The sequence below is a fragment of the Streptomyces sp. NPDC034037 genome, assembly GCF_055575715.1.
In genome coordinates, this window is the sequence record NZ_JBVISC010000001.1 from 211,400 (window position 1) to 238,111 (window position 26,712).

22 protein-coding genes are annotated in these 26,712 nt (G+C 72.0%); 11 read left to right on the forward strand and 11 right to left on the reverse strand.

What is annotated here, in order from left to right; translation table 11 throughout:
- Positions 1-9: 9 nt before the first annotated feature.
- A complete protein-coding gene (locus ACZ516_RS01035) occupies positions 10-732 on the reverse strand; it encodes a uracil-DNA glycosylase (RefSeq protein ID WP_358588002.1) in 723 nt (240 codons plus the stop codon).
- Between the two features lie 67 nt (positions 733-799).
- Positions 800-2,365, reverse strand: coding sequence for a YfcC family protein (locus tag ACZ516_RS01040; protein WP_469007913.1), 1,566 nt, complete (start codon positions 2,363-2,365; stop codon positions 800-802).
- A gap of 143 nt (positions 2,366-2,508) precedes the next feature.
- Between ACZ516_RS01040 and ACZ516_RS01045 the strand changes: the two genes are divergently transcribed.
- Complete coding sequence (locus ACZ516_RS01045) at positions 2,509-3,006, forward strand: RNA-binding S4 domain-containing protein (protein ID WP_361081545.1); 498 nt, start codon at positions 2,509-2,511, stop codon at positions 3,004-3,006.
- A gap of 222 nt (positions 3,007-3,228) precedes the next feature.
- Here ACZ516_RS01045 and ACZ516_RS01050 read toward each other — a convergent pair whose 3' ends face one another.
- Positions 3,229-3,654 carry a DoxX family protein gene (locus tag ACZ516_RS01050; RefSeq protein ID WP_469007914.1) on the reverse strand — a complete coding sequence of 142 codons (426 nt, stop codon included), beginning with the start codon at positions 3,652-3,654 and terminating at the stop codon, positions 3,229-3,231.
- 256 nt (positions 3,655-3,910) lie between these two features.
- On the opposite strand from ACZ516_RS01050, the gene ACZ516_RS01055 reads away from it, so the two are divergent.
- Complete coding sequence (locus ACZ516_RS01055) at positions 3,911-4,183, forward strand: DUF6343 family protein (protein WP_469007915.1); 273 nt, start codon at positions 3,911-3,913, stop codon at positions 4,181-4,183.
- Positions 4,184-4,245: 62 nt separating this feature from the next.
- On the opposite strand, the gene ACZ516_RS01060 is transcribed toward ACZ516_RS01055, so the two are convergent.
- From ACZ516_RS01060 to rpsA, 4 genes are all read right to left on the reverse strand, one after another.
- Entirely contained in the window at positions 4,246-4,635 is a 390-nt protein-coding gene (locus ACZ516_RS01060) for a tetratricopeptide repeat protein (protein ID WP_358911180.1), read from the reverse strand.
- A gap of 111 nt (positions 4,636-4,746) precedes the next feature.
- Complete coding sequence (coaE, locus tag ACZ516_RS01065) at positions 4,747-5,346, reverse strand: dephospho-CoA kinase (RefSeq protein WP_469007917.1); 600 nt, start codon at positions 5,344-5,346, stop codon at positions 4,747-4,749.
- A 23-nt stretch (positions 5,347-5,369) separates the two neighbouring features.
- Positions 5,370-6,308, reverse strand: a complete 939-nt coding sequence (locus ACZ516_RS01070; protein WP_358588029.1) for a PAC2 family protein — start codon at positions 6,306-6,308, stop codon at positions 5,370-5,372.
- Positions 6,309-6,496: 188 nt separating this feature from the next.
- Positions 6,497-8,008, reverse strand: a complete 1,512-nt coding sequence (gene rpsA / locus ACZ516_RS01075) for a 30S ribosomal protein S1 (RefSeq protein WP_358588030.1) — start codon at positions 8,006-8,008, stop codon at positions 6,497-6,499.
- 354 nt (positions 8,009-8,362) lie between these two features.
- Here rpsA and ACZ516_RS01080 point away from each other — a divergent pair, with 354 nt between their 5' ends.
- Complete coding sequence (locus ACZ516_RS01080) at positions 8,363-9,184, forward strand: class I SAM-dependent methyltransferase (protein WP_358588032.1); 822 nt, start codon at positions 8,363-8,365, stop codon at positions 9,182-9,184.
- 4 nt (positions 9,185-9,188) lie between these two features.
- Entirely contained in the window at positions 9,189-11,759 is a 2,571-nt protein-coding gene (hrpB, locus tag ACZ516_RS01085; protein ID WP_469007918.1) for an ATP-dependent helicase HrpB, read from the forward strand.
- 18 nt (positions 11,760-11,777) lie between these two features.
- Here the strand turns inward: hrpB and pgfA are convergent, their stop codons facing one another.
- The 4 genes from pgfA to polA form a co-directional block, all read right to left on the reverse strand.
- Positions 11,778-12,776 carry a cell envelope lipid trafficking protein PgfA gene (gene pgfA, locus ACZ516_RS01090; protein ID WP_469007920.1) on the reverse strand — a complete coding sequence of 333 codons (999 nt, stop codon included), beginning with the start codon at positions 12,774-12,776 and terminating at the stop codon, positions 11,778-11,780.
- Positions 12,777-12,795: 19 nt separating this feature from the next.
- Positions 12,796-12,930 carry an SPW_0924 family protein gene (locus tag ACZ516_RS01095; protein ID WP_358584757.1) on the reverse strand — a complete coding sequence of 45 codons (135 nt, stop codon included), beginning with the start codon at positions 12,928-12,930 and terminating at the stop codon, positions 12,796-12,798.
- Between the two features lie 211 nt (positions 12,931-13,141).
- On the reverse strand, positions 13,142-14,914 hold the full coding sequence (locus tag ACZ516_RS01100; protein ID WP_469007921.1) for a lytic transglycosylase domain-containing protein: 1,773 nt from the start codon (positions 14,912-14,914) through the stop codon (positions 13,142-13,144).
- Between the two features lie 489 nt (positions 14,915-15,403).
- A complete protein-coding gene (polA, locus tag ACZ516_RS01105; protein ID WP_469007922.1) occupies positions 15,404-18,157 on the reverse strand; it encodes a DNA polymerase I in 2,754 nt (917 codons plus the stop codon).
- Positions 18,158-18,281: 124 nt separating this feature from the next.
- Between polA and ACZ516_RS01110 the strand changes: the two genes are divergently transcribed.
- From ACZ516_RS01110 to ACZ516_RS01140, 7 genes are all read left to right on the forward strand, one after another.
- A complete protein-coding gene (locus tag ACZ516_RS01110) occupies positions 18,282-20,561 on the forward strand; it encodes an FdhF/YdeP family oxidoreductase (RefSeq protein WP_469007924.1) in 2,280 nt (759 codons plus the stop codon).
- A 76-nt stretch (positions 20,562-20,637) separates the two neighbouring features.
- Positions 20,638-21,129: a PaaI family thioesterase gene (locus ACZ516_RS01115; RefSeq protein ID WP_469007925.1), complete on the forward strand. Its 492-nt coding sequence runs from the start codon at positions 20,638-20,640 to the stop codon at positions 21,127-21,129.
- A 97-nt stretch (positions 21,130-21,226) separates the two neighbouring features.
- Positions 21,227-21,667: a hypothetical protein gene (locus ACZ516_RS01120; RefSeq protein ID WP_469007926.1), complete on the forward strand. Its 441-nt coding sequence runs from the start codon at positions 21,227-21,229 to the stop codon at positions 21,665-21,667.
- Positions 21,658-22,257, forward strand: coding sequence for a Tat pathway signal sequence domain protein (locus tag ACZ516_RS01125; protein WP_469007927.1), 600 nt, complete (start codon positions 21,658-21,660; stop codon positions 22,255-22,257). The genes ACZ516_RS01120 and ACZ516_RS01125 overlap by 10 nt, the downstream gene beginning before the upstream one ends.
- A gap of 291 nt (positions 22,258-22,548) precedes the next feature.
- Complete coding sequence (locus tag ACZ516_RS01130) at positions 22,549-23,796, forward strand: branched-chain amino acid ABC transporter substrate-binding protein (RefSeq protein ID WP_469007929.1); 1,248 nt, start codon at positions 22,549-22,551, stop codon at positions 23,794-23,796.
- Positions 23,797-23,932: 136 nt separating this feature from the next.
- Positions 23,933-24,862 (forward strand): branched-chain amino acid ABC transporter permease, encoded by a 930-nt coding sequence (locus ACZ516_RS01135; protein WP_358584773.1) that lies wholly within the window; start codon positions 23,933-23,935, stop codon positions 24,860-24,862.
- 5 nt (positions 24,863-24,867) lie between these two features.
- Positions 24,868-26,712, forward strand: a complete 1,845-nt coding sequence (locus tag ACZ516_RS01140) for a branched-chain amino acid ABC transporter permease (protein WP_469007930.1) — start codon at positions 24,868-24,870, stop codon at positions 26,710-26,712.

Consider the following 26,712-nt stretch of genomic DNA (forward strand, 5'->3'; position numbering starts at 1 on the left):
CGGCACGGCTCACTGTGCTGGGCCATCCGGGTGCAGCCCCGCCTCGACGGCGGCCGTGCGCAGCACGTCGCGCAGCATCGCGGGCGTGAGCCTGCCCGTGAAGGTGTTGCGCTGGCTGACGTGGAAGCAGCCGAACAGGTCGAGGCCCTCCCCGGTGGGGCCGCCGGGCAGGACGACGTGCGCCCCGTGGCCGAACGCCGGCCGGGGCCGCGGCACCTCCCAGCCCGCCGCCGTGAAGGCGGGCAGCGCGGCCTGCCAGCCGAAGCCGCCGAGGACGACGACCGCCTTGAGCGTCGGCGCGAGCAGCTTCAGCTCGCTCACCAGCCAGGGGCGGCAGGTGTCGCGCTCCTGCGTGGTGGGCTTGTTCTCGGGCGGCGCGCAGTGCACGGGCGAGGTGATGCGGGTGCCGTGCAGCGTCAGGCCGTCGTCGGCGCTCTCGGCGGTGGGGCGCGAGGCCAGGCCGACGTCGTACAGCGCCGGGTAGAGGAACTCGCCCGAGCGGTCACCGGTGAACATCCGGCCCGTGCGGTTGGCGCCGTGCGCGGCGGGCGCGAGGCCGATGATCAGGAGCGAGGCGTCGTGCGGACCGAAGCCGGGCACCGGGCGGCCCCAGTACGTCCAGTCCGCGAAGGCGGCGCGTTTGGTGCGCGCGACCTCCTCGCGCCAGTCGACGAGGCGGGGGCAGGCGCGGCAGCCGGTGATCCGCTCGTCCAGTTCGCTCAGGCCGTCCATGCCCTCCACCGTACGTAACGTACGTACGGGCAAGTCACGGCGCCCCCAGTGCCGGACGTACGCAGGGTCAGGACAGTGCGGCCCCCAACGCCAGGAATCCGCAGATCAGTACGGCCAGTACGGCGAGCAGCGGCCACACGAACCGCAGGTACCGGTCGTAGCCGACCTTCGCGAGCGCGACGCCGCCGATGGTCACCGCGGTCGTCGGCACCCACAGGTTCATCCAGCCGCTGGCCGACTGCCAGGCCGTGACGACGACGGCGCGGGGGACGCCGGCGAAGTCGGCGAGCGGGGCGAGGATCGGCATGGCCAGCGTGGCGTGACCGGAGGTGGAGGGGATCAGGAAGGCCAGCGGCAGGTTCACGAGGAAGACGATGACCGCGAACAGCCCGGACGAGGTGCCCTTGACCATGCCCTCGATGGAGTGCAGCACGGTGTCCGTGATCTTCGAGTTGTTCATGATCGTCGTGACGCCGCGGGCCAGCAGGATGACCAGGGCGGGCGAGACGAAGTCGGCCGCGCCCTGGACGATCGTCGAGCTGAGCCGCTGCTCCCCCATCCGCGCGACGAGCCCGACGAGGACGGCCGCACACAGGAACAGGGCCGCCAACTGGGGGAAGGACCAGCCCAGTTCGAATCCGTACGGGGTGGCGTCCGCGTCGCCGGTGAGCGCGCTCGACCAGGGCACCACCGAGAAGATCATGAAGGCGAACACGAGCGCGGTGACGACGAGCACGGCCTTGTGCAGCCCGGTCAGCCGCGGCACCTCGGCCGTGCCGGCGGTGCCCCGCTCGCGGTCGCGGGCGTCGTGGTCGCCGGGCAGGAAGCCGGACAGGGACCGCTCCGGGTCGCGCTGGACGCGCCGCGCGTAACGGATGACGTACGCGACCGTGACGCCGGTCAGGACGAGCCACATGGCGCAGCGCAGCACAATGCCGTCACCGAGGGAGATGTCGGCGGCGGAGGAGGCGACGCCCGTGGCGAAGGGGTTCACCGTCGAGCACAGGACTCCGACGCCCGCGCCGAGGATGATGACGCCGACGGCGGTCATCCGGTCGTAGCCGAGGGCGAGCATCAGCGGCACGATCAGCCCGTAGAAGCCGAGCGTCTCCTCGGCGAAGCCCTCGACGGTGCCGAGGACGGAGAAGACGACCATCACGCCGGCGATGAGCAGCGCCCCGCGCTCGCGCAGCCGGTGCGCGAGCCGGCCGATGCCGCGGTCCAGCGCCCCGGTCGCGAACACGACGGTGATGAAGGCGCCGATGGCGAGCACGAAGAGGAACACGCCCGCGCTGCCGTACAGCGAGCCGGCGTTGTCCGGCGCGACCAGCGAGGTCTTCTCGTCCTGGATGCCGTAGAGGCCGTTGACGGGAGAGAGGAACAGGTCGTTCAGGCGGTCGACGAAGGACTGCCCGGAGCCCACCCGGTGATAGGTGCCCTGTACGGGGGCGCCGGAGTCGCCCCGGTCGTACTGCCCGGACGGGACGAGGAAGGCGAGCAGCCACACGGCGACGGTGACGACGGCGAGGACGGTCAGCGCGCTGGGGAAGGTGAACTTCCGCCGCCCGCGCCTCCCCGAGGGGCCTTCGGCCGGGTCCCCGCCGACCGGCGTCTTGGCTTCGAAGGACGGCATGGGCAGCACCCCTGGGAGTCGTACGACACATCCGGACCGTTTTGTCGCTGTTGGTCCGGATTATCGACGGCGGTGCTCAGCGGTTTCCGGACGGCTCGCCGGGAGCCGGCCATGGTGCGCGGAAGCCGGACTAAGGTCGGGGCATGGCTTCGGAGACTTCAGGAGGCGGCACGGACCGCACGCCCGACGACGCCGGTGCGGGCAGCGCCACGGCGACGAGCGCCCAGGCGGGAGAGTCGGGCGCCCGCGCGAAGGAGACGCCGGCGGGCGGGGGCACGGTGCGCGTCGACAGCTGGATCTGGTCGGTCCGCCTCGTCAAGACGCGCTCGATGGGCGCCGCCGCCTGCAAGGGCGGCCATGTGCGGGTCAACGGTGACCGCGTCAAGCCCGCGTACGGCGTGCGCGTGGGCGACGAGGTACGGCTGCGGCAGGCGGGCGGCCGGGAGCGGGTCGTCGTGGTCAAGCGCCTCATCCGCAAGCGCGTGGGCGCGCCCGTCGCCGCCGAGGCGTACGTGGACAACAGCCCGCCGCCCCCGCCGCGCGAGGCCGTCGCCCCGGCCGGCATCCGCGACCGGGGCGCGGGCCGCCCCACGAAGCGGGACCGCCGCGAGATGGAGCGCCTGCGGGGCGTGGAGGGCTGACAGCTCGGGCCTGGAGGGCTGACAGCTCGGGTGAGGTGGGCCGACAGCGCAGGCCCGGTGGGCCGACAGCGCGGGCCCGGTGGGCCGACAGCGCAGGCCCGGTGGGCCGACAGCGCAGGCCCGGTGGGCCGACAGCGCAGGCCCGGTGGGCCGACAGCGCAGGCCCGGTGGGCCGACAGCGCGGGCCCGGTGGGCCCTTCTCAGGCGCGAGGGCCGGCACCTTCAGGCGCGGAGCCGGGTGACCAGCTTCGTCGTCTCCTCGCGCCGCGCCCACGCGATCCAGGCGAGCGGCACGATCAGGACCAGCGGCGTGGCCGCGTTCTCCCCGCCGAACGCCGTCACCGTCACGATGAACGCGCCGACCATCAGGCCGATGAACGCCGTCGCGGCGAGCGAGGACAGCAGCGGGAGCAGGAGCGCGACGCCGCCGAGCAGTTCGAGGGCGCCGATGGTGTACATGCCGGGCGCGCCCCAGCCGAGCTTGTCGAAGCCCTCGACGGCGGTGGGGTGCGCGATCAGCTTGGGCACGCCGCTCGCCACGGCGAAGAACCCGCCGAGGACCACTTGCAGGGTGCGCAGCGTGATGCGGGCGGCGCGACCCCGGGGAGCGGTACGGACGGCGGGGGCGGCGGTGGCGATGGCGGCCATGGGGTCTCCTCGGTGAGCGGTCGGGCGGGCCGGCGCCCCGAAAGGCCGCGGGCCGCCGCGCTGTGCTGCTGTCACCGGTATAGACAGGCCACCCACCGGGAACTCATCGCTCTCGCACGGACTTTCGCGAAAATGTCGATCAACCCGTGCCGCCGCCCGTTCCAGTCCCTCGCCCTCCGTCCCTCGCCCTCCGTCCCTCGCCCTCCGTCCCTCGCCCTTCGTCCCTCGTCCCCCGTCCTTATCCTGGGAGGAGGAGATGACGCTCATGATGCGCACGGGCAGTGAACCCTCGACCGCACGCAGTCCCCTGCGGATGCGTTTCTGGTTCAGCGTATGGGGCCTGGTGTGGGCCGCCTTCGGAACGGTCGCCTTCGCGCTGGCCGGGCGGGCCGGCTGGACGGTGGCGTGCGGGGTGCTGCTGGTGGTGGTCGCGGCCGACCTGACCTGGGTGGTGCACCGCATCCGCCAGGGCCCGCACTACCAGCCGGGCCGCGACATCCCCCCGTACGACCCGCCGGACGCTTCCTGACCCGGCCGACGGGCGCGGGCGGCCGGACCGGAAGGTCCCCCCAGGCCGCTCCGCGAGGCCGGTCAGCCCCGCTCCTCGAAGCGGGCCGCCGCCAGATAGTCGGGCTGGGGGTCCAGGGCCGCCGCCAGACGGAAGTGGCGCCGCGCCTGATCGGGGCGGGCGCCGCGCTCATAGGTGCGGGCCAGGGCGAAGTGCGCGAAGGCGTTGTCCGGCTCGCGCTCCAGCACGATGCTGAACTCCAGCTCGGCGGCGCGCAGCTGCGCGGCGGCGAAGAAGGCGCGCGCCCGCAGCAGCCGGGCCGCCGTGTTCTCCGGGTGGGCGGCGATGACCGTGTCGAGCAGCTTCACCGCGCCCCGGGGGTCCCGGGCGGCCAGGAGCTGCTCCGCCGCGCGGAAGTCGATGACATGGGTCTCGGGGGTCGTGTCGGGCACGCTGGGCTCCTTCCCTCGCATCCCTGTCTCAACGCCCGCCGCAGCCGCCCCTATTCCGCGCCGGGGCGGCCGCGCGGACACCCCGGGCAGGGGCCGTGCGGACACCCCGGCAGAGCGGTACGTTCTACGGCCCTACGCCCGTGCCCTGCGCACGAGGTCCGCCCAGACCGCGTCGACGCGCTCCCGCAGCCCCTCCAGCGGGCCGTCGTTGTCGATCACGACGTCCGCGATCTCCAGCCGCTTCTCCCGGGTGGCCTGCGCTGCCATGCGCGCACGGGCGTCCTCCTCGCTCATGCCGCGCAGCCGCACGAGGCGGTCCAGCTGCGTCTCGGGGCTCGCGTCCACCACGACCACGACGTCGTACAGCGGCGCGAGGCCGTTCTCCGTGAGCAGCGGCACGTCGTGGACGACGACCGCGTCCGGCGGCGCGGAGCGTTCCAGCTCGGCGGAGCGGGCGCCGACCAGGGGATGCACGATCGAATTGAGGACGGCCAGCTTCTGCGGATCGGCGAAGACGAGCGCGCCGAGCGCGGGCCGGTCCAGGGAGCCGTCCGGCGCGAGGATCCCGCGTCCGAAGGCCTCGACCACGGCCGCCAGGCCGGGCGTGCCGGGCGCCACGACCTCGCGCGCAATCTTGTCGGCGTCGATCAGCACCGCACCGGACGCGACGAGCAGCCGCGAGACTTCACTCTTGCCGGCGCCGATTCCGCCGGTCAGACCCACTTTCAGCATGACCGGCAGCTTAGGGCCCGCACCTACGCGTCGCCCTCCCGCTCGGCGAGAAAGCGTTCGAATTCACGGCCGATCTCGTCGGCGGACGGGATGTCGGCCGGTTCGGCGAGCATATTCCCACGCTCCTGGGCGCCCGCAGCCGCGTCGTACTGGTGCTCGAGGCCCTGGATGAGGGCGACCAGCTCCTCGTCGCCCTCCTGGATCTGCCGGTCGATCTCGGTCTGCGTGCGGTGCGCCTCGGTGCGCAGGCCGTGCGCGACACCGGGCAGCACCAGGCCGGTGGCGGCGGTGATCGCCTCCAGGACCGTGAGCGCCGCGTCGGGGTAGGCGGAGCGCGCGATGTAGTGCGGCACGTGCGCGGCCACACCCAGCACGTCGTGACCGGCCTCCAGCAGGCGGTACTCGACCAGGGAGGCCGCGCTGCCCGGCACCTGCGCCTCGTCGAACGGGCTGCGGTGGCCCGGGACCAGGTCCGTGCGGTTGCCGTGCGGGGTCAGGCCGACGGGGCGGGTGTGCGGCACGCCCATGGGGATGCCGTGGAAGTTCACCGAGAGGCGCACGCCGAGCCGTTCCACGATCTGCTGCACGGCGGCCGCGAAGCGCTCCCACTCGACGTCCGGCTCGGGGCCCGACAGCAGCAGGAAGGGCGCGCCGGTGGCGTCCTGGACGAGGCGGACGTCGAGCGTCGGCACCTCGTAGTCCGTCCAGCGGTCGCGGCGGAAGGTGAGCAGGGGGCGGCGGGCGCGGTAGTCCACGAGCCGGTCGTGGTCGAACCGGGCCACCACCTGCCCGGGGAGGCTGTCCGTGAGCCGCTCGACGATCTGCTCGCCGGTCTCGCCCGCATCGATGTATCCGTCGAAGTGGTAGAGCATGACCAGTCCGGCCGACTCCTGGGCGAGCGCCATGTCGACGACGGCGAGGCCCTTCGGCTCCCATGCGTACAAACCCTGCGGATCAAGCACTGTGACCGCTCCTCCTCGTGTTCGTAACGGAGAACGCACACAGGGCCACGGGCATTCCCGCGTTCAAACTCCTGCACAGGAGCGCCCGTCAGGGGCACTGCCGGCACCCGCCGTACAGCACTGCGGGCCCGCACTCCCGAAGGAGTGCGGGCCCGCAGTGTTCAGCTACTACCGCCTAGAGGCGAGCCTCAGCTCTGGCCGCCGGCGAGCTTCTCACGCAGCGCGGCGAGCGCCTCGTCCGAAGCCAGCGCGCCGGAGTTGTCGTCCGACTCCGAGGAGTACGAACCGCCGCCGCCACCGCTGGACGCGGCCGGAGCGGCGCCGGCCGGAGCCGCCGCACCCTCGGCCTCGGCCTGGGCGTCGGCCTCGCGGGACTTGATGACCTGAGCCTGGTGCTGCTCGAAGCGCTGCTGCGCCTCGGCGTACTGGGTCTCCCAGGCCTCGCGCTGGGTCTCGTAGCCCTCGAGCCAGTCGTTGGTCTCGGGGTCGAAGCCCTCGGGGTAGATGTAGTTGCCCTGGTCGTCGTAGGACGCGGCCATGCCGTACAGGGTCGGGTCGAACTCGACGGCCGACGGGTCGGCGCCGAAGGACTCGTTGGCCTGCTTCAGCGACAGCGAGATCCGGCGACGCTCGAGGTCGATGTCGATGACCTTGACGAAGATCTCGTCGTTGACCTGGACGACCTGCTCCGGGATCTCCACGTGGCGCTCGGCCAGCTCGGAGATGTGGACCAGGCCCTCGATGCCCTCGTCGACGCGCACGAACGCACCGAACGGAACGAGCTTGGTGACCTTACCGGGAACGACCTGCCCGATCTGGTGCGTACGGGCGAACTGCTGCCACGGGTCTTCCTGCGTCGCCTTGAGCGACAGGGAGACACGCTCGCGGTCCATGTCCACGTCGAGAACCTCGACGGTGACTTCCTGACCGACCTCGACGACCTCGGAGGGGTGGTCGATGTGCTTCCAGGAGAGCTCGGAGACGTGGACGAGACCGTCGACGCCGCCGAGGTCCACGAACGCACCGAAGTTGACGATCGAGGAGACGACGCCGGAGCGGACCTGGCCCTTCTGCAGGGTCGTGAGGAAGGTCTGGCGGACCTCGCTCTGGGTCTGCTCCAGCCAGGCACGGCGGGACAGGACCACGTTGTTGCGGTTCTTGTCCAGCTCGATGATCTTGGCCTCGAGCTCCTTGCCCACGTAGGGCTGGAGGTCGCGGACGCGACGCATCTCGACCAGGGAGGCCGGCAGGAAGCCACGGAGGCCGATGTCGAGGATGAGACCACCCTTGACGACCTCGATGACGGTACCGGTGACGATCCCGTCCTCTTCCTTGATCTTCTCGATCGTGCCCCAGGCACGCTCGTACTGAGCGCGCTTCTTGGACAGGATGAGACGGCCTTCCTTGTCCTCCTTCTGGAGAACAAGGGCCTCGATCTCGTCGCCGACCTTGACGACCTCGTTCGGGTCGACGTCGTGCTTGATCGAGAGCTCGCGGCTCGGGATAACGCCTTCGGTCTTGTAACCGATGTCGAGCAGGACCTCGTCCCGGTCGACCTTCACGATGACGCCGTCGACGATGTCGCCGTCGTTGAAGTACTTGATCGTCTCGTCGATCGCGGCGAGGAAGGCTTCCTCGTTACCGATGTCGTTGACCGCTACCTGCGGGGTGGTGGCGGTGGTCTCGGTGCTGCTCGTCATGTGGGTTAGGGCTCCGGTACGGACATTGAAGTCGTAGGTACTGCAACGCCGGGAGCCGATTTCGCTCTGCAGAAGCCGGACAGCCAAGGAAGCGCGGCTTCCGGCAAGGGAAGGCGCCTCGACAACCGAGGGGACATACAACAGACGCGAGCGCAGCCTGCTAGGTCTGAGGAGCGCAGGCTCGCAGCGCAACTTGTAGCATACGGGGGCGGCCGGACAGGGTCAATGCGCGAAGGCGTACACCCGGGGCGGAACGCCGCATACCCGGCACAAAACCTGTCGCCTGAGGCCACAGCGGCCGCACGGCGCCCCCTTCGCGACGAGACGCGACGCGGGATACGGAAGATTACGACGATGGAGCCGATCATCCAAGAGTCCGAGCTGCCCGAACCCGAGGCCACCCGCCGTGACGCGAATGTCACGGAGAGCAGTCGCGCCAACCGCTCCTGGTGGGACCGGAACGCCGACGAGTACCAGAACGAGCACGGCACCTTCCTCGGGGACGACCGCTTCGTGTGGGGACCCGAGGGACTCGACGAGGTGGAGGCCGAGCTGCTCGGTCCGCCGGAGGACCTCAAGGACAAGGACGTCCTGGAGATCGGCGCCGGCGCCGCCCAGTGCTCGCGCTGGCTCGTGTCGCAGGGCGCGCGGCCCGTCGCCCTCGACCTCTCGCACCGCCAGCTCCAGCACGCGCTGCGGATCGGCGGCTCGGTGCCGCTCGTACAGGCCGACGCGGGAGTGCTGCCCTTCAAGGACGCCTCCTTCGACCTGGCCTGCTCCGCCTACGGAGCGATGCCGTTCGTCGCCGACCCGGTGCTGGTCCTCAAGGAGGTGCACCGGGTGCTGCGGCCCGGCGGCCGTTTCGTCTTCTCCGCGACCCACCCCATCCGCTGGGCGTTCCCGGACGAGCCCGGCCCGGAGGGGCTCACCGTGGCGGCCTCCTACTTCGACCGCACTCCCTATGTGGAGCAGGACGAGGAGGGCAACGCCGTCTACGTGGAGCACCACAGGACGATCGGCGACCGGGTGCGGGACATCGTGGCGGGCGGTTTCCGCCTCGTGGACATCGTGGAGCCGCAGTGGCCCGCCTGGAACACCCAGGAGTGGGGCGGCTGGTCCCCGCTGCGCGGAAACCTGATCCCGGGGACGGCCATCTACGTCTGCGTACGAGACTGAGCGGGTGATCCACGACCCCGCCGGCCCCGCCGCCCTGGACCTGCCCGTACGCGACGCGCTGCCCCGCCTCTCCTCCGCCCTGGAGGGGCCGGGCAGCGCCGTGCTGTGCGCACCGCCCGGCACGGGCAAGACGACGCTGGTGCCACTGGCGCTCGCGGGCCTGATCGACGTGCCGGGCGCCTTCGAGGGCGTACGCCGGGTCGTCGTCGCCGAGCCGCGGCGCATCGCCGCGCGGGCCGCCGCCCGGCGGATGGCGTGGCTGCTCGGCGAGAAGGTGGGGCAGAGCGTCGGCTACACGGTGCGCGGGGAGCGGGTGGTGGGCCCACGCGCGCGCGTGGAGGTCGTCACGACCGGTGTCCTGCTCCAGCGGTTGCAGCGGGACCAGGAGCTGGCCGGCGTGGACGTGGTGATCCTGGACGAGTGCCATGAGCGGCACCTCGACGCGGACACCGTCGCCGCCTTCCTGGTGGACGTGCGGGCGGCCCTGCGGCCCGAGCTGCGGCTGGTGGCCGCGTCCGCGACGACCGACGCCGAGGGGTGGGCGCGGGTCCTCGGGGACGCGCCGGTGGTGGAGGCGCGCGGGACCGCGCACCCCGTGGAGGTCGTGTGGGCGCCGCCCGCCCGGCCGGTGCGGCCGCCGCACGGGATGCGGGTCGACCCGGCGCTGCTCACGCATGTGGCGTCGGTGGTGCGGCGGGCGCTGGCCGAACGGGACGGGGACGTCCTGTGCTTCCTGCCCGGCGTCGGGGAGATCGCACGCGTGGCCGGGCAGTTGGGCACCCTCGGGGACGTGGAGGTGCTCCAGGTGCACGGGCGGGCGCCGGCCGCCGTGCAGGACGCGGTCCTCGCCGGGTCGGCGGGGCGGCGGGTCGTGCTCGCCACGTCCGTGGCCGAGTCGTCGTTGACGGTGCCCGGGGTGCGGGTGGTCGTGGACGCGGGCCTCGCGCGCGAGCCGCGGGTCGACCACGCGCGCGGGCTGAGCGCGCTGGCGACCGTGCGGGCCTCGCAGGCCGCGGGGCGGCAGCGGGCGGGCCGGGCCGGGCGTGAGGCGCCGGGGGCCGTCTACCGGTGCTGGACGGAGGCCGAGGACCGGCGGCTGCCCCGCTTCCCCGCTCCGGAGATCAAGCTGGCGGACCTCGCCGCGTTCGCCCTACAGGTGGCGTGCTGGGGCGATCCGGACGCCTCCGGGCTCGCCCTCCTCGATCCTCCGCCGGGTGGCGCGATGGCGGCGGCGCGCGAGGTCCTGACGGCGGTCGGCGCGGTGGACGGGGCCACGGGCCGGGTGAGCGCACGGGGCACACGGATGACGCGGGTGGGCCTGCATCCCCGGCTGGCGCGGGCGCTGCTGGACGCGGTGCCGCGGGTGGGCGCGCGGCGGGCCGCCGAGGTCGTGGCCCTCCTGAGCGAGGAGCCGCCCCGCGAGTACGGCGACGACCTCACCGCCGCGTGGCGCTCCGCGCGGCAAGGCGGCGACGGGTACGCGGCGCGCTGGCGCACCGAGACGCGGCGCCTGGCCTCGGCGGCGGAGGCCTCCGCCGGGCGGAGCGCTCCGGAGGCCGGGGGCGTGTCCGACGAGAAGGCGGCCGGGATCGTCGCGGCCCTGGCGTTCCCCGAGCGGGTGGCCCGGGCGGTGGGCGGCGGGGTCTGCCTCATGGCCAACGGCACCCGCGCCGAGCTGCGGCCGGGCTCGTCGCTCGCGGGGGCCGAGTGGATCGCCGTGGCCGTGGCCGACCGGCCCGTGGACGCCGGGCACGCGCGCGTGCTGCTGGGCGCGCAGATCGACGAGGAGACGGCACGCGCCGCCGCCGCGCCGCTGCACTCGGAGCGGGACGAGGTGGCCTGGTCCGGCGGCGATCTGGTGGCGCGGCACGTGGAGCGCCTGGGGGCGCTGGAACTGGTGGTGCGGCCCCTGCGGAACCCGGACCCCGACCTCGTACGAGAAGGACTGCTCGCCGGGCTGCGCGAGGAGGGCACCGGGCTGCTGAAGTGGTCCCGGGGCGCCCAGGAGCTGCGGGAGCGGCTGGCGTTCCTGCACCGGCACCTCGGTGCGCCCTGGCCCGACGTGGCCGAGGACGCCCTGCACGCGCGCGTGGACGAGTGGCTGGAACCCGAGCTGTCCAAGGCGCGGCGCCGGTCCGATCTGGGCCGGATCGACGCCGGGCAGGCGCTCTCGCGGCTGCTGCCGTGGGCGACCGGCGAGGCGGCCCGTCTCGACGAGCTGGCGCCGGAGCGCCTCGAGGTGCCGAGCGGGTCCCGGATCCGGCTCGACTACTCCGACCCGGACCGGCCCGTGCTGGCGGTGAAGCTGCAGGAGATGTTCGGGCTGGCCGAGACCCCGCGGATCGCGGGCGGCCGGGTGCCGGTGCTCGTCCATCTGCTGTCCCCGGCGGGGCGCCCGGCCGCCGTCACGGCCGATCTCGCCTCCTTCTGGCGCGAGGGCTACCGCGCGGTGCGGGCGGAGCTGCGCGGCCGCTATCCGAAGCATCCGTGGCCGGAGGACCCGGCGGCGGCCGAGCCGACCCGCTACACCAAGGCTCGCCAGGCGCGCCGGGACGCGGACGCCCGGAACGCCTGAGGCGTGGGGCCCAGGTACTCAGGGCGTGTTGGGCCGCGGGTCGGGGTCGCTCGCCGCTGTCGGGCGCGGGGTGCCCGGCCTGCGCCCGCGTGCTTCCAGCCACAGGGAGAGCGCGAGCAGGAGGAGGCCGAGGGCGAGGAAGCCCCAGGGGAGGTAGGAGGTCAGCAGGAGGACCAGGACGCGCTGGGACCTGACCTGGTCGACGGTGCTCTCGACGTAGTCCTCGCGCATCTTCACGTGCCCGGCGAAGACCGTGAGCCTGTCGCGTCCGCCGAGGAGCGAGCCGCCGCGCAGTTCGTTCTTCTGGATCTCCTCGCCGTAGACGGGGGCCCCGGTGGTCGGCTCGACCCAGAACCTGCGGACCGTGGTGTACCAGCGGGTGGTGCCGGTTTCGGCGAGGGCCTCGGGGGTGATGCCCTTGACCGGCATCGTCTTGGGGAAGGGGACCTTCGTCCAGGGGATGGTCTGCTCGAAGTAGTAGACCCGCACGCCCCGGAAGGTCCGTTCTCCTTTGTAGTGGATGGGTCGGGTGACGCGGGCCTGCGCGTCGAAGTACGCGTAGTCCCGTTTCTCCGTCAGGAAGGGCCACTTGAACTCGATGCCCTCGCGCTGGACGGGGTCCCCGTCGACGGATTCGCCGGGGGCGTGCACCGGTTGCTGGCTGTGCGCGTCGAAGATGTAGCGCTCGGGGATCTTGGAGACCATCTTGCCGTCGGAGTCCTGGACGTAGGAGAGCGCGTCCCAGACGACGACGTCGCGGTCGGTGCTCTTCTCGATCTTCTCCGAGGCCTCCACGTTGCCCTTGAGGGTCTGCACGATGGTCACTTTGTCGACCTTCTCGGCCTTCATCGAGCCGTAGTCGATGAGGGTGGGGTTCCGCGCCTCCAGGACGGCTTCCTGGTACTGGTTCGGCGGGATCTTCGCCAGGCGCGGGAAGGCGTACCAGCGCACGAGCGGGGACATGGCCGCGCAGAACACGGCGAGGGCGAGCAGGACGAGGCTGGCCTTGCGGCGCATCGCGGCGGCCTCCCTACGTCTATGGGTGTGCGGGGACGGTGGTGAGCAGCGGCTCGGGCGACGTCTCGCCGGACGGGGCGCCGATCGCGGTGATCGTCAGGACGAGGGCGAGCGCGACGGCGAGACCTGCGGCGGCGGCGATGAGGGCGCGCATGCGGGGCCTTTCGGGTCGCTCGGCGGCGGCCGGAACTGATAGGCCGTCAGGTCGGGCACGGTAGCAACGCGCGGGCGAGATGAGAACACGTCGCGCGACGGGCGATCGGGCCGCCCGCCGCGCACCGTCGCGGCGCACGACAGGGGACCGCCCCCGCGCCATGGTTGGCGCGGGGGCGGTCCTGGGGAGCCCTGGAGGGCTCCGGGGCCGGTCAGGCGGCCGGAGTGCTCGGCGTGGCCGGGGTGGTGGGGGTCGCGGGGGTGGTAGGGGTCGTCGGGGTGGTCGGGGTTGTCGGCGTGGTGGCCGCGGCGGTCACCTTCAGCTCGACGGTGAGGGTGGCCCCGCCGACCGTGACGACGCGCAGCAGATACGTGCCTTCCGCGTCGCCCGCGTACAGTCTCGGCAGGGTCAGCCGGCCGTTCGCGTCGGTCTTCAGGCCCTTGAGGGTGCGGAGCGGATTGCCGTTCGCGTCCTTGAAGTAGGGGCCCTTGTCGTTGGCCGTCGTGTCCGTCGCGGACTTGACCAGGGTGGCGCCGGCCACGACACCGGCGGCGGCCCGGCCCTTGTACGTGGCCTTGACCGCGACCCGGTCGGCGAACTCCTTGCCCTGCTCGCAGACCAGCGGCTCGTCGCCGATCCTGGCCAGCGCGTCCGCCTGGCGCTCGGTGACCTTCGCGCCGAAGTCCAGGCCGGTCAGCGTGCGGCCCACGACGGTGGCGCGCACGGTGAACTGGCCTGTCTTCTCGCCCGCCTTGATGACCGGGGCGGTGGCGCGGCCGGTGGCGGACGTCGTCACGACGACGCTCCTCGCGCCGCCGTCGAAGCGGGCGTCCGTGTCACCGGCGATCCTGAACTTCACCTTGACCTTGGCGACGGCCGAGCCCGACTTGGCCTCCGCGCGCACCTGGACGCGCTGGGCGAAGGTCTCGCCGGCCGTCGCGGCCAGCGTGCCGGTGCCGGCGTCCTTCAGGCGGGCGACCCGCTCGGTGGGCGTGGGGGGCTCGGGGTCGGGCTTGTGGCCGCCGTTACCCGGCCTGCCGCCACCGCCGTTGTCCGGCTTGTCGCCGTTGCCGGGCCGGTAGGTGCCCGTCATGTCCCTGTTGCCGGACGGGTCCTTGCCGGAACCGGTGCTGCCGGGCGTCAGGACCGGGTTGAGACCCGGGCCGCGGCCGTCGCTGCGGTCGTCCGGCAGGACGCCCTTGCCGTCGGGGACCTCGTGGGTGCCCTGGCGGTAGTACTCCAGCCACGACAGGACCGTGTTCAGGTACTCCGTGGAGTGGTTGTAGCTGAGGATCGCCTGGTGGAGGTCGTCCTCGACCGCGAGGTCACGGCCCGTGCCGCAGAGGTAGTGGCCGGCGGCGAGCGCCGCGTCGTAGATGTTGTTGGGGTCCTTCTCGCCGTCGTTGTTGCCGTCCTGCCCCGAGGTGGCCCACGTCGAGGGGATGAACTGCATCGGGCCGACCGCGCGGTCGTGCGTGCGGTCGCCGTCGTAGGCGCCCTGGTCCGTGTCGGTGATCTTCGCGAAGCCGTTGCCGTTCAGGACCGGGCCGAGGATCGGCTTGAGCGTCGTGCCGTTCGCGTCGACGCGGCCGCCGCGGGCCTGGCCCGACTCGACCTTGCCGATGGCGGCGAGCAGTTGCCAGGGGAGGTTGCAGCCGGGTCTGGTCTCGGCCAGCGCCGACTCGGCCTTTTTGTAGGCGTCCAGGACGGTGGCCGGCAGGCCCGCCTCCACGTCCTTGTCGCCGCCGTTGGGGGCGAACGGCGGTACGGGGCTCTTGAGGGACGGCAGATCGGTGTAGTACGGCGAGTCGCCGGTGGCGGACTCACCCGCGGGCGGGGTGTCCGACGCCCCCGCTGTCTGCCCGTCGCGCGGTACGTCCGTCACGCCCGGGGCCTGCGATGCGGCCAGCGCCGCGACGGCCGCCGCGGCCACCGCGCTGGTCACCGCCCCTCTGCGCAGTCGCCTGCCGATTACCGGCGCCATGACCGAGCCACCCCTCCCCTTATGCAGCTTATGCAGCCTGTTGCGAGCCGTCTCCGCCTCCGTACGCGGTCGCTTTCGTACGCGCGTGCTCCCCGGCGGGATGGCTCTGGCGACACTACGACAACTTGCGGTGCCCGGGCACCTGTTCGTGCCCGGTTTTTACCGGTTGGCCAACAGGCCGCGACAGGGCTGTTACGCCAGGGGCCTCCGGCCGGGCGTCCGGCCCCTCGAAGTCGCCCTGGGGCGGGGCGCACCGTCCGGGGCCGTGGCCTTGCGGTGTCCTCTGCGGCTGCGTTGTGGTTGCTCGCGCCGTTCCCCGCGCCCCTTCAGGGCGCTCCCCCGACCCCGGGTCAGGGGCGCGAGGAACTGCGCGACCAGCCACGTCCGACCCGCACGAAGGGGAAGCCCCCAGCCCCCCCAAGGGGCGCGGGGAACTGCGCGGCTAGCCCCCACCCAGCCGCACGAACACCGATCCCCGGCCCGGGAGGGCTAGTGCGCGGCGGATTCCCAGTTCGGGCCCACGCCTACCGAGACGTCCAGCGGGGCCCGCAAGGCCACCGCGCCGGCCATCTCCCGGCGGACCAGCTCCTCCACCTTCGCCCGCTCCCCCGGAGCGATCTCCAGGACGATTTCGTCGTGGACCTGGAGCAGCATCCGGGAGTCGAGCCCCGCCTCGGTCAGCGCGCGGTGCACGTTCAGCATGGCGATCTTGACGATGTCGGCGGCCGTGCCCTGGATCGGGGCGTTCAGCGCCATCCGCTCGGCCATCTCGCGGCGCTGGCGGTTGTCGCTGTTGAGGTCGGGGAGGTAACGCCGGCGGCCCAGCATCGTCTCCGTGTACCCCGTGGCACGCGCCTCGTCGACCGCGCGGCGCAGATAGTCCCGCACCCCGCCGAACCGCTCGAAGTACGTGTCCATCAGGGCCCGCGCCTCACCCGCGTCGATGTTCAGCTGCTGGGAGAGGCCGAACGCGGACAGGCCGTAGGCCAGGCCGTACGACATCGCCTTGATCTTGCGCCGCATCTCCGCGTCCACGGCGTCGCGCGCCACGGAGAAGACCTGCGAGGCGACGGTGGTGTGCAGGTCCTCGCCGGAGGTGAACGCCTCCAGGAGGCCCTCGTCCTCGGAGAGGTGCGCCATCACGCGCAGCTCGATCTGGCTGTAGTCCGCCGTCATCAGCGACTCGAAGCCCTCGCCGACGACGAACCCGCGGCGGATCGCCCGGCCCTCGTCGGTGCGGACCGGGATGTTCTGGAGGTTGGGGTCGGTCGAGGAGAGCCGGCCCGTGGCGGCCACCGTCTGGTTGAACGTGGTGTGGATGCGGCCGTCCGCGGCGATCGACTTGATCAGGCCCTCGACGGTGACGCGCAGCTTCGCCTGCTCGCGGTGGCGGAGCATGATGACGGGCAGTTCGTTCTCCGTCTGGGCGGCGAGCCAGGCCAGCGCGTCGGCGTCCGTGGTGTAGCCGGTCTTGGTCTTCTTCGTCTTGGGGAGGTTCAGCTCGCCGAAGAGGACCTCCTGGAGCTGCTTGGGCGAGCCGAGGTTGAACTCGTGGCCCGCCGCCGCGTGCGCCTCCTTCACGGCCTGCTGCACGGCGCCCGCGAACTGCTGCTCCATCGCCTCCAGATGGGCGCGGTCGGCCGCGATGCCGTGCCGCTCCAGGCGGGCCAGGAGCGTGGACGTCGGCAGTTCGACGTCCGTCAACAGGTCGCTCGCGCCGACCTCCTGGAGCTTCTCGCCGAAGGCGGCGCCCAGGTCGAGGACGGTGCGGGCCTGCGACATCAGGTGGTCGGCCTCGGCCCGGTCGTCCTCCTCCGTGCCGAAGGCGAGCTGGCCGTCCCCGGCGGAGGCGGGCGCCAGCTCGCGGCCCAGGTACTCCAGGGAGAGCGCGTCCAGGGCGAAGGAGCGGCGGCCCGGCTTGACCAGGTACGCGGCCAGGGCGGTGTCCATGGTGACGCCGGCCACGCTCCAGCCGTGCTCGGGGAAGACCCGCATCACGGACTTGGCGTTGTGCAGGACCTTCGGCTTGTCGGCGTCGGCGATCCACGCCGCGAACGCGTTCTCGTCGGCCTCGTCCAGGGTGGTCGGGTCGAACCAGGCGGCCGCTCCGCCGGCCGCGGCGAGCGCGATCTCGGTGACGGTGCCCGAACCGAGCCGCCAGGTGTCGACCGTGGCCATGCCGAGGACCGCCTTGCCGTGCTCGGCGAGCCAGGGGGCCAGCTCGCCCGCGCCGAGCACCGCGCCGTCCAGCTCGACGCCGGGTGCCGCCGGGGCCTGCTCGGCCTCCTCGGCTCCCGGGTCGACGGCGAGGAGCCGCTCGCGCAGCGAGGGGTTACGGATCTCCAGGGTGTCCAGGACCATGGCGAGCGCCGTGCGGTCGTAGGGAGCGCGCGCCAGGTCGGCGACCGTCTTGGGCAGCTCGACGTCGCGGACCATCTCCGTGAGGCGGCGGTTGAGCTTGACCGACTCCAGGTGATCGCGGAAGTTCTGCCCGGCCTTGCCCTTGACCTCGTCGGCGCGCTCGACCAGGTCGGCGAACGAACCGAACTGGTTGATCCACTTCGCGGCGGTCTTCTCGCCTACGCCGGGGATGCCCGGGAGGTTGTCCGACGGGTCGCCGCGCAGCGCCGCGAAGTCGGGGTACTGGGCGGGGGTGAGGCCGTACTTCTCCGTGACCTTCTCCGGCGTGAAACGCGTCAGCTCCGAGACGCCCTTCGTCGGATAGAGCACCGTCACGTGGTCGGTGATCAGCTGGAAGGAGTCGCGGTCACCCGTGACGATCAGCACGTCGAAGCCGGCCGCCTCCGCCTGCGTGGCGAGCGTGGCGATGACGTCGTCCGCCTCGAAGCCGTCGACGGCGAAGCGCACCGCGTGCATCGCGTCGAGCAGCTCACCGATCAGCTCGACCTGGCCCTTGAACTCGTCCGGGGTCTTGGAGCGGTTCGCCTTGTAGTCCGGGAACTCCTGGGAGCGCCACGTCTTGCGGGAGACGTCGAACGCCACCGCGAAGTGCGTGGGCGCCTCGTCACGCAGGGTGTTCGCCAGCATCGAGGCGAAGCCGTAGATCGCGTTCGTCGGCTGGCCCGTCGCGGTCGTGAAATTCTCCGCGGGCAGCGCGAAGAACGCCCGGTAGGCCAGGGAGTGCCCGTCCATGAGGAGCAGGCGCGGGCGCTGCTCGCCTCCCGCCCCGCCGGCCTGGGTCGCCGCGGACTCGGACTTCTTCTTCGATGCTGTTTCTGCCACGCCCCCGATCCTGCCACGCCGCACCGACAGTCCCGCCCCGTCCCGGCCCACGGCCGGGCATTGTCACCGGCGCGTGGGAGGATCGATGACGTAGCTCACGTACGTGCTCGAAGGGGAGCCGACCATGGCAAGCAAGCCGCCCAAGGGCGATCCGGTCCAGGACGCGCCGCAGGTCGCCGAGGCCCGGCACGCGGCGGCGGGGCTGCCCGCCATCGGTCACACGCTGCGGATGGCACAGCAGCAGATGGGGGTGCGCCGCACCGCGCTGACCCTGCTGCGGGTCAATCAGAAGGACGGCTTCGACTGCCCCGGCTGCGCCTGGCCCGAGCCGGAGCACCGCCACAAGGCGGAGTTCTGCGAGAACGGCGCGAAGGCGGTCGCCGAGGAGGCCACGCTGCGCCGCGTGACGCCCGACTTCTTCGCCGCGCACCCCGTCGCCGACCTCGCCACCCGCAGTGGCTACTGGCTGGGACAGCAGGGCCGCCTCACCCACCCCATGTATCTGGCGGAGGGCGCCGAGCGCTACGAGCCTGTCAGCTGGGAGCGGGCCTTCGACATCGTCGCCGAGGAGCTGGCGGCCCTGGAGAGCCCCGACGAGTCCGTGTTCTACACCTCGGGCCGCACCAGCAACGAAGCGGCGTTCCTCTACCAGCTCTTCGCCCGCGAGCTGGGCACGAACAACCTCCCCGACTGTTCGAACATGTGCCATGAGTCGTCCGGCTCCGCGCTGACCGAGACGATCGGCGTCGGCAAGGGCAGCGTCCTCCTGGAGGACCTGTACCAGTCGGACCTGATCATCGTCGCCGGGCAGAACCCGGGCACGAACCACCCGCGCATGCTCTCCGCCCTGGAGAAGGCGAAGAACAACGGCGCGAGGATCATGACGGTCAATCCGCTGCCCGAAGCGGGCATGGAGCGCTTCAAGAACCCGCAGACCCCCCAGGGCATGCTCAAGGGCACCGCCCTCACCGACCTCTTCCTGCAGATCCGCCTCGGCGGCGACCAGGCCCTCTTCCGCCTCCTGAACAAGCTGATCCTCCAGACCGAGGGCGCGGTCGACGAGACGTTCGTACGCGAACACACCCACGGGTACGAGGAGTTCGCCGCCGCCGCTCGCGACGCCGACTGGGACGACACCCTCCGGGCCACCGGCCTGGACCGGGCCCGCATCGAAGAGGCCCTCGCCATGGTCCTCGCCTCGAAGCGCACCGTCGTGTGCTGGGCGATGGGCCTGACCCAGCACAAGCACTCCGTGCCGACCATCCGCGAGGTCGTCAACTTCCTTCTGCTGCGCGGCAACATCGGCCGCCCCGGCGCCGGCGTCTGCCCCGTGCGCGGCCACTCGAACGTGCAGGGCGACCGCACGATGGGCATCTTCGAGCGGCCCGCGCCCGCCTTCCTCGACGCCCTGGAGAAGGAGTTCGGCTTCGCGCCGCCCCGCCGGCACGGCCTGGACGTCGTGCGCGCCATCCGCGCCCTGCGCGACGGCGAGGCGAAGGTGTTCTTCGCCATGGGCGGCAACTTCGTGTCGGCCTCCCCCGACACCGAGGTCACCGAGGCGGCCATGCGCAAGGCGCGCCTGACCGTGCACGTCTCCACCAAGCTGAACCGCTCGCACGCCGTCACCGGCGCGCGCGCCCTGATCCTGCCCACCCTCGGGCGCACCGAGCGCGATGTGCAGGCCGGCGGCGAGCAGTTCGTCACCGTCGAGGACTCCATGGGCATGGTGCACGCCTCCCGGGGCCGCCTGGAGCCCGCGAGCGAGCAGCTGCTGTCCGAGCCCGCCATCGTGTGCCGCCTCGCGCGCCGCGTCCTCGGCCCCGGCTCGCGCACCCCCTGGGAGGAGTTCGAGAGGGACTACGCCGCCGTCCGCGACCGCATCGCCCGCGTCATCCCCGGCTTCGAGGACTTCAACGCGCGCGTGGCGCACCCCGGCGGCTTCGCCCTGCCGCACGCCCCGCGCGACGAGCGCCGCTTCCCCACCGCCACCGGCAAGGCCAACTTCACGGCCGCGCCCGTCGAGTATCCGGCCCTGCCCGAGGGGCGGCTGCTGCTGCAGACCCTGCGCTCCCACGACCAGTACAACACCACCATCTACGGCCTGGACGACCGCTACCGCGGCATCAAGAACGGCCGCCGCGTCGTCCTGGTCAACCCCGAGGACGCCGGGAGGCTGGGCTTCGCCGACGGGACGTACGCCGACCTGGTCGGCGAGTGGCAGGACGGCGTGGAGCGCCGCGCCCCCGGCTTCCGCGTCGTGCACTACCCGACGGCCCGCGGGTGCGCCGCCGCCTACTACCCCGAGACCAACGTCCTGGTGCCGCTGGACGCCACCGCCGACACCAGCAACACCCCTGCCAGCAAGTCCGTCGTCGTACGCCTGGAACAATCGGCGCTCGACTGAGCGTTCGCTCAGCGACAGGTCGAGCAACAGCAGTCGAGCGACACCGGGTGTCGACGAACGAACGGAGCCGGGCCCCATGGGTGAGCAGCACAGCGTGAAGTTCCCGCAGGAGATCATCGACGAGTACGCCTCGCTCGGTGTCGACCTGCCCTCCCTGTTCTCGGCGGGCCACCTCGGCACCCGCATGGGCGTCCAGATCCTGGAGGCCTCGGCGGAGCGGGTCGTCGCCACCATGCCGGTCGAGGGCAACACCCAGCCGTACGGCCTGCTGCACGGCGGCGCCTCCGCGGTCCTCGCCGAGACCCTCGGCTCGGTCGGCGCGATGCTGCACGGCGGCAGCAAGAAGCTCGCCGTCGGCGTCGACCTGAACTGCACGCACCACCGCGGTGCCCGCTCCGGTCTGGTCACCGGCGTGGCGACGCCCGTGCACCGCGGCCGCTCCACGGCCACGTACGAGATCGTGATCAGCGACGAGCAGGGCAGGCGGGTGTGCAGCGCGCGGCTGACCTGCATGCTGCGGGACGTCCCCACCGAGGGCACGCCGGAGCCGGCCGGCGCCGACGGCTGATTCCCCCGACGGGCGGGCCCGCACGGGCCGTCGGGATGTGCGCGGTGGGCGCGGCGGCGGTCTGGCGCGGGCGCGGGCCGCGGTCTAGCGTCGGCGCATGCGGCACCGGATGCGGCTCAGCGCGCTCGCCCTCGCGCTCCCGTTGACCCTCGGCACGGGCTGCGGCGGCCCCGCCGCGGAAGGCGCAGGGAGCACGGGGAGCGCCGGGAGCACCACCAGTTCCGTCGGCGGCGGCCCCTCCCCCGGCGCCACCTCCCCCGCCGCGTTATGCACCGCGCTCGTCACCGAGTGGGCCCGGCAGCTCTACGCCGCGGACGGCTCGGGCGGCCCGAGCAGCTCGGGGGGTTACGGCGACTACCAGTCGATGGGCCTGTCGAACGGGCAGTACGCGATCCTGCGCGACGTCCTGGACGCCGCCCGCGCCGAGCGCCGACGGCAATCCGCCGCCGCCGGACGGAAGTTGATCGACCGGCAGGCGCGGAAGCGGTGTGCCGAGCGCCACCGCGACGGCGGGCCGAGCGGCGGGCCGTGGACGTGAACGCCATCGGCCCGGTCGAGCCGGGCGAGGACACCTACGACCACGAGACGGTCGCCCGCGAGCCGGCGCCGCCCGATCCGCGCCGGCGCCGCAACCGCCGCCGGGCGTTCGCCGCCACCGCGGCCGTGCTCCTCGTCGGGGCCGGGACCGGCCTCTACGTGACGCGTCCGCAGCCGCCGCCCGCCCCGCCCCCGCCCTGGCCGTCGCAGAGCGTGTCGGTGACGTACACCGACGAGATGTCCCGCCCCCGGGCCGGTGAGCGGGCCTTCACCTTCGCCGTCCGGGTCACCCAGTGGTCCGGGCCCCCGGTCTCCCTGCTGAGGGTCGCCCAGCCCTCGGCGGCGCTTTCGGTACGCACATCGCCCGGCACCCCATTCACGGTGAAAACGGGAACACCCCGGAAGTTGATCATCACGGTGCACATTCGCGAATGCGGAGAAGTGCCACGGAATGTCAGGCTCCCTTTCCTGGAGGTGACGCTGCGTAATGCGCGGGCAAAGCAGCGGCAGAGTTACATCCTGGGTCCGGAATACGCCAATGACCTTTCCGGCGCGCTGAGCGCCGCATGCCCGCGAACACGCACGTCATGAGCCAAACACCTTTACGCTCCTGCCGCCTGTCCTGGAGATTCTCACCATGTGGATACGCCGAGATCCACCGAACAGGGTCGTATTCGTCCTCAACCGCCCCCTGCGTTCCAGCCCGGAATACTCCGTGGCATAACAAGAGCGTCACAGCCTTGGTCCGACCACTCCACTGGGCACAAAGGCGCCCTTAGAGTCACGGCCAGTCACCGCGCCCACCGGATTCCCGTCAGTTCGGTTCCGCGCTCGACTCGGCGTTCCAGCAAGGGACAGCCGTGCCAGGGGAAAGGACTGATCGTGCGTCAACGTTCGCTCATAGCCATCACCGCTGCACTCACCGCCGGGGCTCTGACCCTGACCGCCTGTGGCTCGCGCGACGACAAGGACAAGGAGAGCGCCGAAGGCGGCGGCACCACCGTGGTCATCGGCGTCGACGCGCCGCTGACCGGTGACCTCTCCGCGCTGGGCCTCGGCATCCGCAACTCCGTCGAGCTCGCCGCCAAGCAGGCCAACGCCAAGGACTACGTCGATGGCATCACCTTCAAGGTGCAGTCCGCGGACGACCAGGGCCAGCCCTCGTCCGGCCAGACGAACGCCACCAAGTTCGTCGCCAACAAGGAGCTCCTCGGCGCCGTCGGCCCGCTGAACTCCTCCGTCGGCGAGTCCATGCAGAAGGTCTTCGACGACGCCAAACTCGTCCAGGTCTCCCCCGCCAACACCAACCCGGCCATGACCCAGGGCCAGGACTGGAACGGCGGCAAGAAGGTCCGCCCGTACAAGGCCTACTTCCGCACCGCCACCACGGACGCCATCCAGGGTCCCTTCGCGGCGCAGTACCTGTACAACAAGGCCAAGAAGAAGCGGGTCTACGTCATCGACGACAAGAAGACCTACGGCGCCGGCCTCGCCGCCACCTTCAAGGACGAGTTCACCAAGCTCGGCGGCAAGGTCGCCGGCACCGAGCACGTCAACCCGGACACCAAGGACTTCGGCGCCGTCGCCACCAAGATCAAGAACTCGAACGCCGACGTCGTCTACTACGGCGGCGAGTACCCGGCCGCCGGCCCGCTCAGCAAGCAGATGAAGAAGGCCGGGGCCAAGATCCCGCTCGTCGGCGGCGACGGCCTCTACAGCGCCGACTACATCAAGCTCGCCGGCAAGGACGGCAAGGGCGACTACGCCACCTCCGTCGGCCAGCCCGTCGAGCAGCTGCCCTCCGCCAAGGAGTTCATCGCCAACTACAAGAAGGCCGGCTACAAGGAGGCCTACGAGGCCTACGGCGGCTACTCCTACGACAGCGCCTGGGCCATCATCGAGGCCGTCAAGAAGGTCGTCGAGGACAACGACGGCAAGCTGCCCTCCGACGCCCGCGCCAAGATCGTCGACGCCATGCAGGACGTCTCCTTCGACGGCGTGACCGGCAAGGTCGCCTTCGACGAGTACGGCGACGCCACCAACAAGCAGCTCACGGTCTACCAGGTCAAGGACACCGCCGACCCGGCCAAGGGCTGGAAGCCCGTCGAGTCCGGCACCTACACCGGCTGACCCACCCCCGCAGCACGACACCGCCGCGCGGAGCGCTGCCCGACAGCGCCCCGCGCGGCGTCGCATCCGACGCCGCGACGACGACCGTCGCAGCGGTGCCGTACCCGTCGCTTTCGAAAGACTCGGAGGACCTGCGGTGCACGAACTGCCGCAACAGCTGGTCAACGGCCTGCTACTGGGATCCATGTACGGCCTGATCGCCATCGGCTACACAATGGTCTACGGCATCGTCCAGCTCATCAACTTCGCCCACGGCGAGATCTTCATGGTCGGCGGCTTCGGCGCCCTCACCGTCTGGCTCTGGCTCCCCGGCTCCACGACCATGTGGGTGGCCATCCCCCTCATGCTCCTGGGCGCCGTCATCGTCTCCACCACCATCGCCATCGGAGCCGAACGCTTCGCCTACCGGCCCCTGCGCGGCGCCCCGCGGCTCGCCCCGCTCATCACCGCCATCGGCCTCTCCCTCGCCCTCCAGCAAGCCGTCTGGGCCTGGTACCCGAACGCCAAATCCTCCCGCACGTTCCCCGAGATCCCCGGCGACTCCATCCACCTCGGCAGCGTCACCATCCAGCCCGGCGACCTCTTCCTCGTCGCCGCCGCACCGATCTGCATGTTCGCCCTCGGCTGGTTCGTCATGAAGACCCGCGTCGGCCGCGGCATGCAGGCCACCGCCCAGGACCCCGACACCGCCAAACTCATGGGCGTCAACACCGACCGCGTCATCGTCGTCGCCTTCGCCCTCGGCGCCGCCTTCGCCGGCATCGCCGCCGTCGCCTACGGCTTCCGCTACGGCGAGGTCAACTTCCGCATGGGCTTCCTGTGGGGCCTCAAGGCCTTCACCGCCGCCGTCCTCGGCGGCATCGGCAACATCTACGGCGCCATGATCGGCGGACTCGTCCTCGGCGTCGCCGAAGCCCTCGCCACCGCCTACATGAACAACATCCCCGGAATGGACAAGCTCGGCGGCCAGTCCTGGGCCGACGTCTGGGCGTTCGTACTCCTCATCGTCGTCCTCCTCGTCAGACCCCAGGGCCTGCTCGGCGAGCGTGTCGCGGACAGGGCGTGACCACCATGACCACACAGACCACAGCGGCCGGTGCCCCCCGCCCCCGCGAGGAGAACGCCCCCACGGGCCTCATCCCGCTGCCCGCCGGACCCGCCCGCGCCATGGCCACCGGCGGCGGCGCCCTCACCGTCGTCTCCGCCTTCCTCGCCTGGACGTGGACCGCCGCCTTCCCCGGCGACCTCACCGTCTACGGCTACCCCGGCGGCCTCCAGTGGCTCGTCCTCATCACGGGCGCCCTCACCACCCTCATCGGCCTCGCCTCCTACGGGATCAAGGGCGTCCGCGCCCTCACCCCCGGCAACGCCGACGCCGCCCTCAAATACGCGGCCCTCGCCGCCTTCACCACCGCCTGGTACACGGTCCTCGCCATCAGCACCAAGCTCGGCGGACTCGCCAACCTCGAACCCGGCGGCTGGATCGCGGCCCTCGCCACCCTCACCGCCCTCACCGGCGCCCTCGCCCTGCCCTTCGAACGGCCCCAGACCTACCCGGTCGACCCCGAGGACACCGGCTGGGTCCAGTTCAAGCACCGCCTGCGCAACGGCCTGACCATCGCCAAGGGAGCCTTCGCCGCCGAAGCGCCCCCCACCCCGCGCAAGCTCCCCTCGTACCTCGAGATCCTGGTCATCGTCGCCGCCCTCGCCACCGGCCTCCTGGTCTTCACCTACGGCATCGGCACCGAGTACGACGAACTCTTCATCGGCTTCCTCCTCTCGGTCGCCCTCGGCTTCGCCGCCCTCACCAAGGCCGGCCTCGTCGCCCAGGTCTCCGTGTACACCGCACGCCACCGCAACGTCACCCTGATCGGCGCGTTCCTCGCCGCCGCCGCCTTCCCGTTCACGCAGAACGACGACCAGTACGCCACCATCGGCGTCTACATCCTCATCTTCGCCACCGTCGCCCTCGGCCTGAACATCGTCGTCGGCCTCGCCGGCCTCCTCGACCTCGGATACGTCGCCTTCCTCGGCGTCGGCGCCTACGCCGCCTCCATGGTCTCCGGAGCCCCCAGCTCCCCCTTCGGCATCCACCTCCCCTTCTGGGGAGCGATCCTCGTCGGCGCCGCCGCCTCCCTCGTCTTCGGCGTCCTCATCGGCGCCCCCACCCTGCGGCTGCGCGGCGACTACCTCGCCATCGTCACCCTCGGCTTCGGAGAGATCTTCCGCATCGTCGCCATGAACAGCGACGGCGCCTCCGGACCCGACATCACCAACGGGTCCAACGGCATCTCCTCCATCCCGAACCTGAAGATCCTCGGCTTCGACCTCGGCCTGGAACACAGCATCGGCGGCTTCACCATCGGCCGCTTCGCCAACTACTTCTTCCTGATGCTGCTCATCACCCTCGTCGTCGTCCTCGTCTTCCGGCGCAGCGGCGACTCCCGCATCGGACGGGCCTGGGTCGCCATCCGCGAGGACGAGACCGCCGCCCTCGCCATGGGCATCAACGGCTTCCGCGTCAAGCTCATCGCCTTCGCCCTCGGCGCCTCGCTCGCCGGCCTCGCCGGCACCGTCCAGGCCCACGTGACCTACACCGTCACCCCCGAGCAGTACCAGTTCGCCAACACCGTGCCGCCCAACTCCGCCTTCCTGCTCGCCGCCGTCGTCCTCGGCGGCATGGGCACCATCAGCGGACCCCTGGTCGGCGCGGCCCTGCTCTACCTCATCCCCAACAAGCTCGCCTTCCTCGGCGACTACCAGCTCTTCGCCTTCGGCCTCGCCCTCGTGCTCCTCATGCGCTTCCGCCCCGAAGGCCTCATCCCCAACCGCCGCCGCCAACTCGAGTTCCACGAAGCCGAACTCGCGCCCGGCGAGACGCCGCCGCCCGCAGTCCTCAGCAAGACAGGGGCCTGA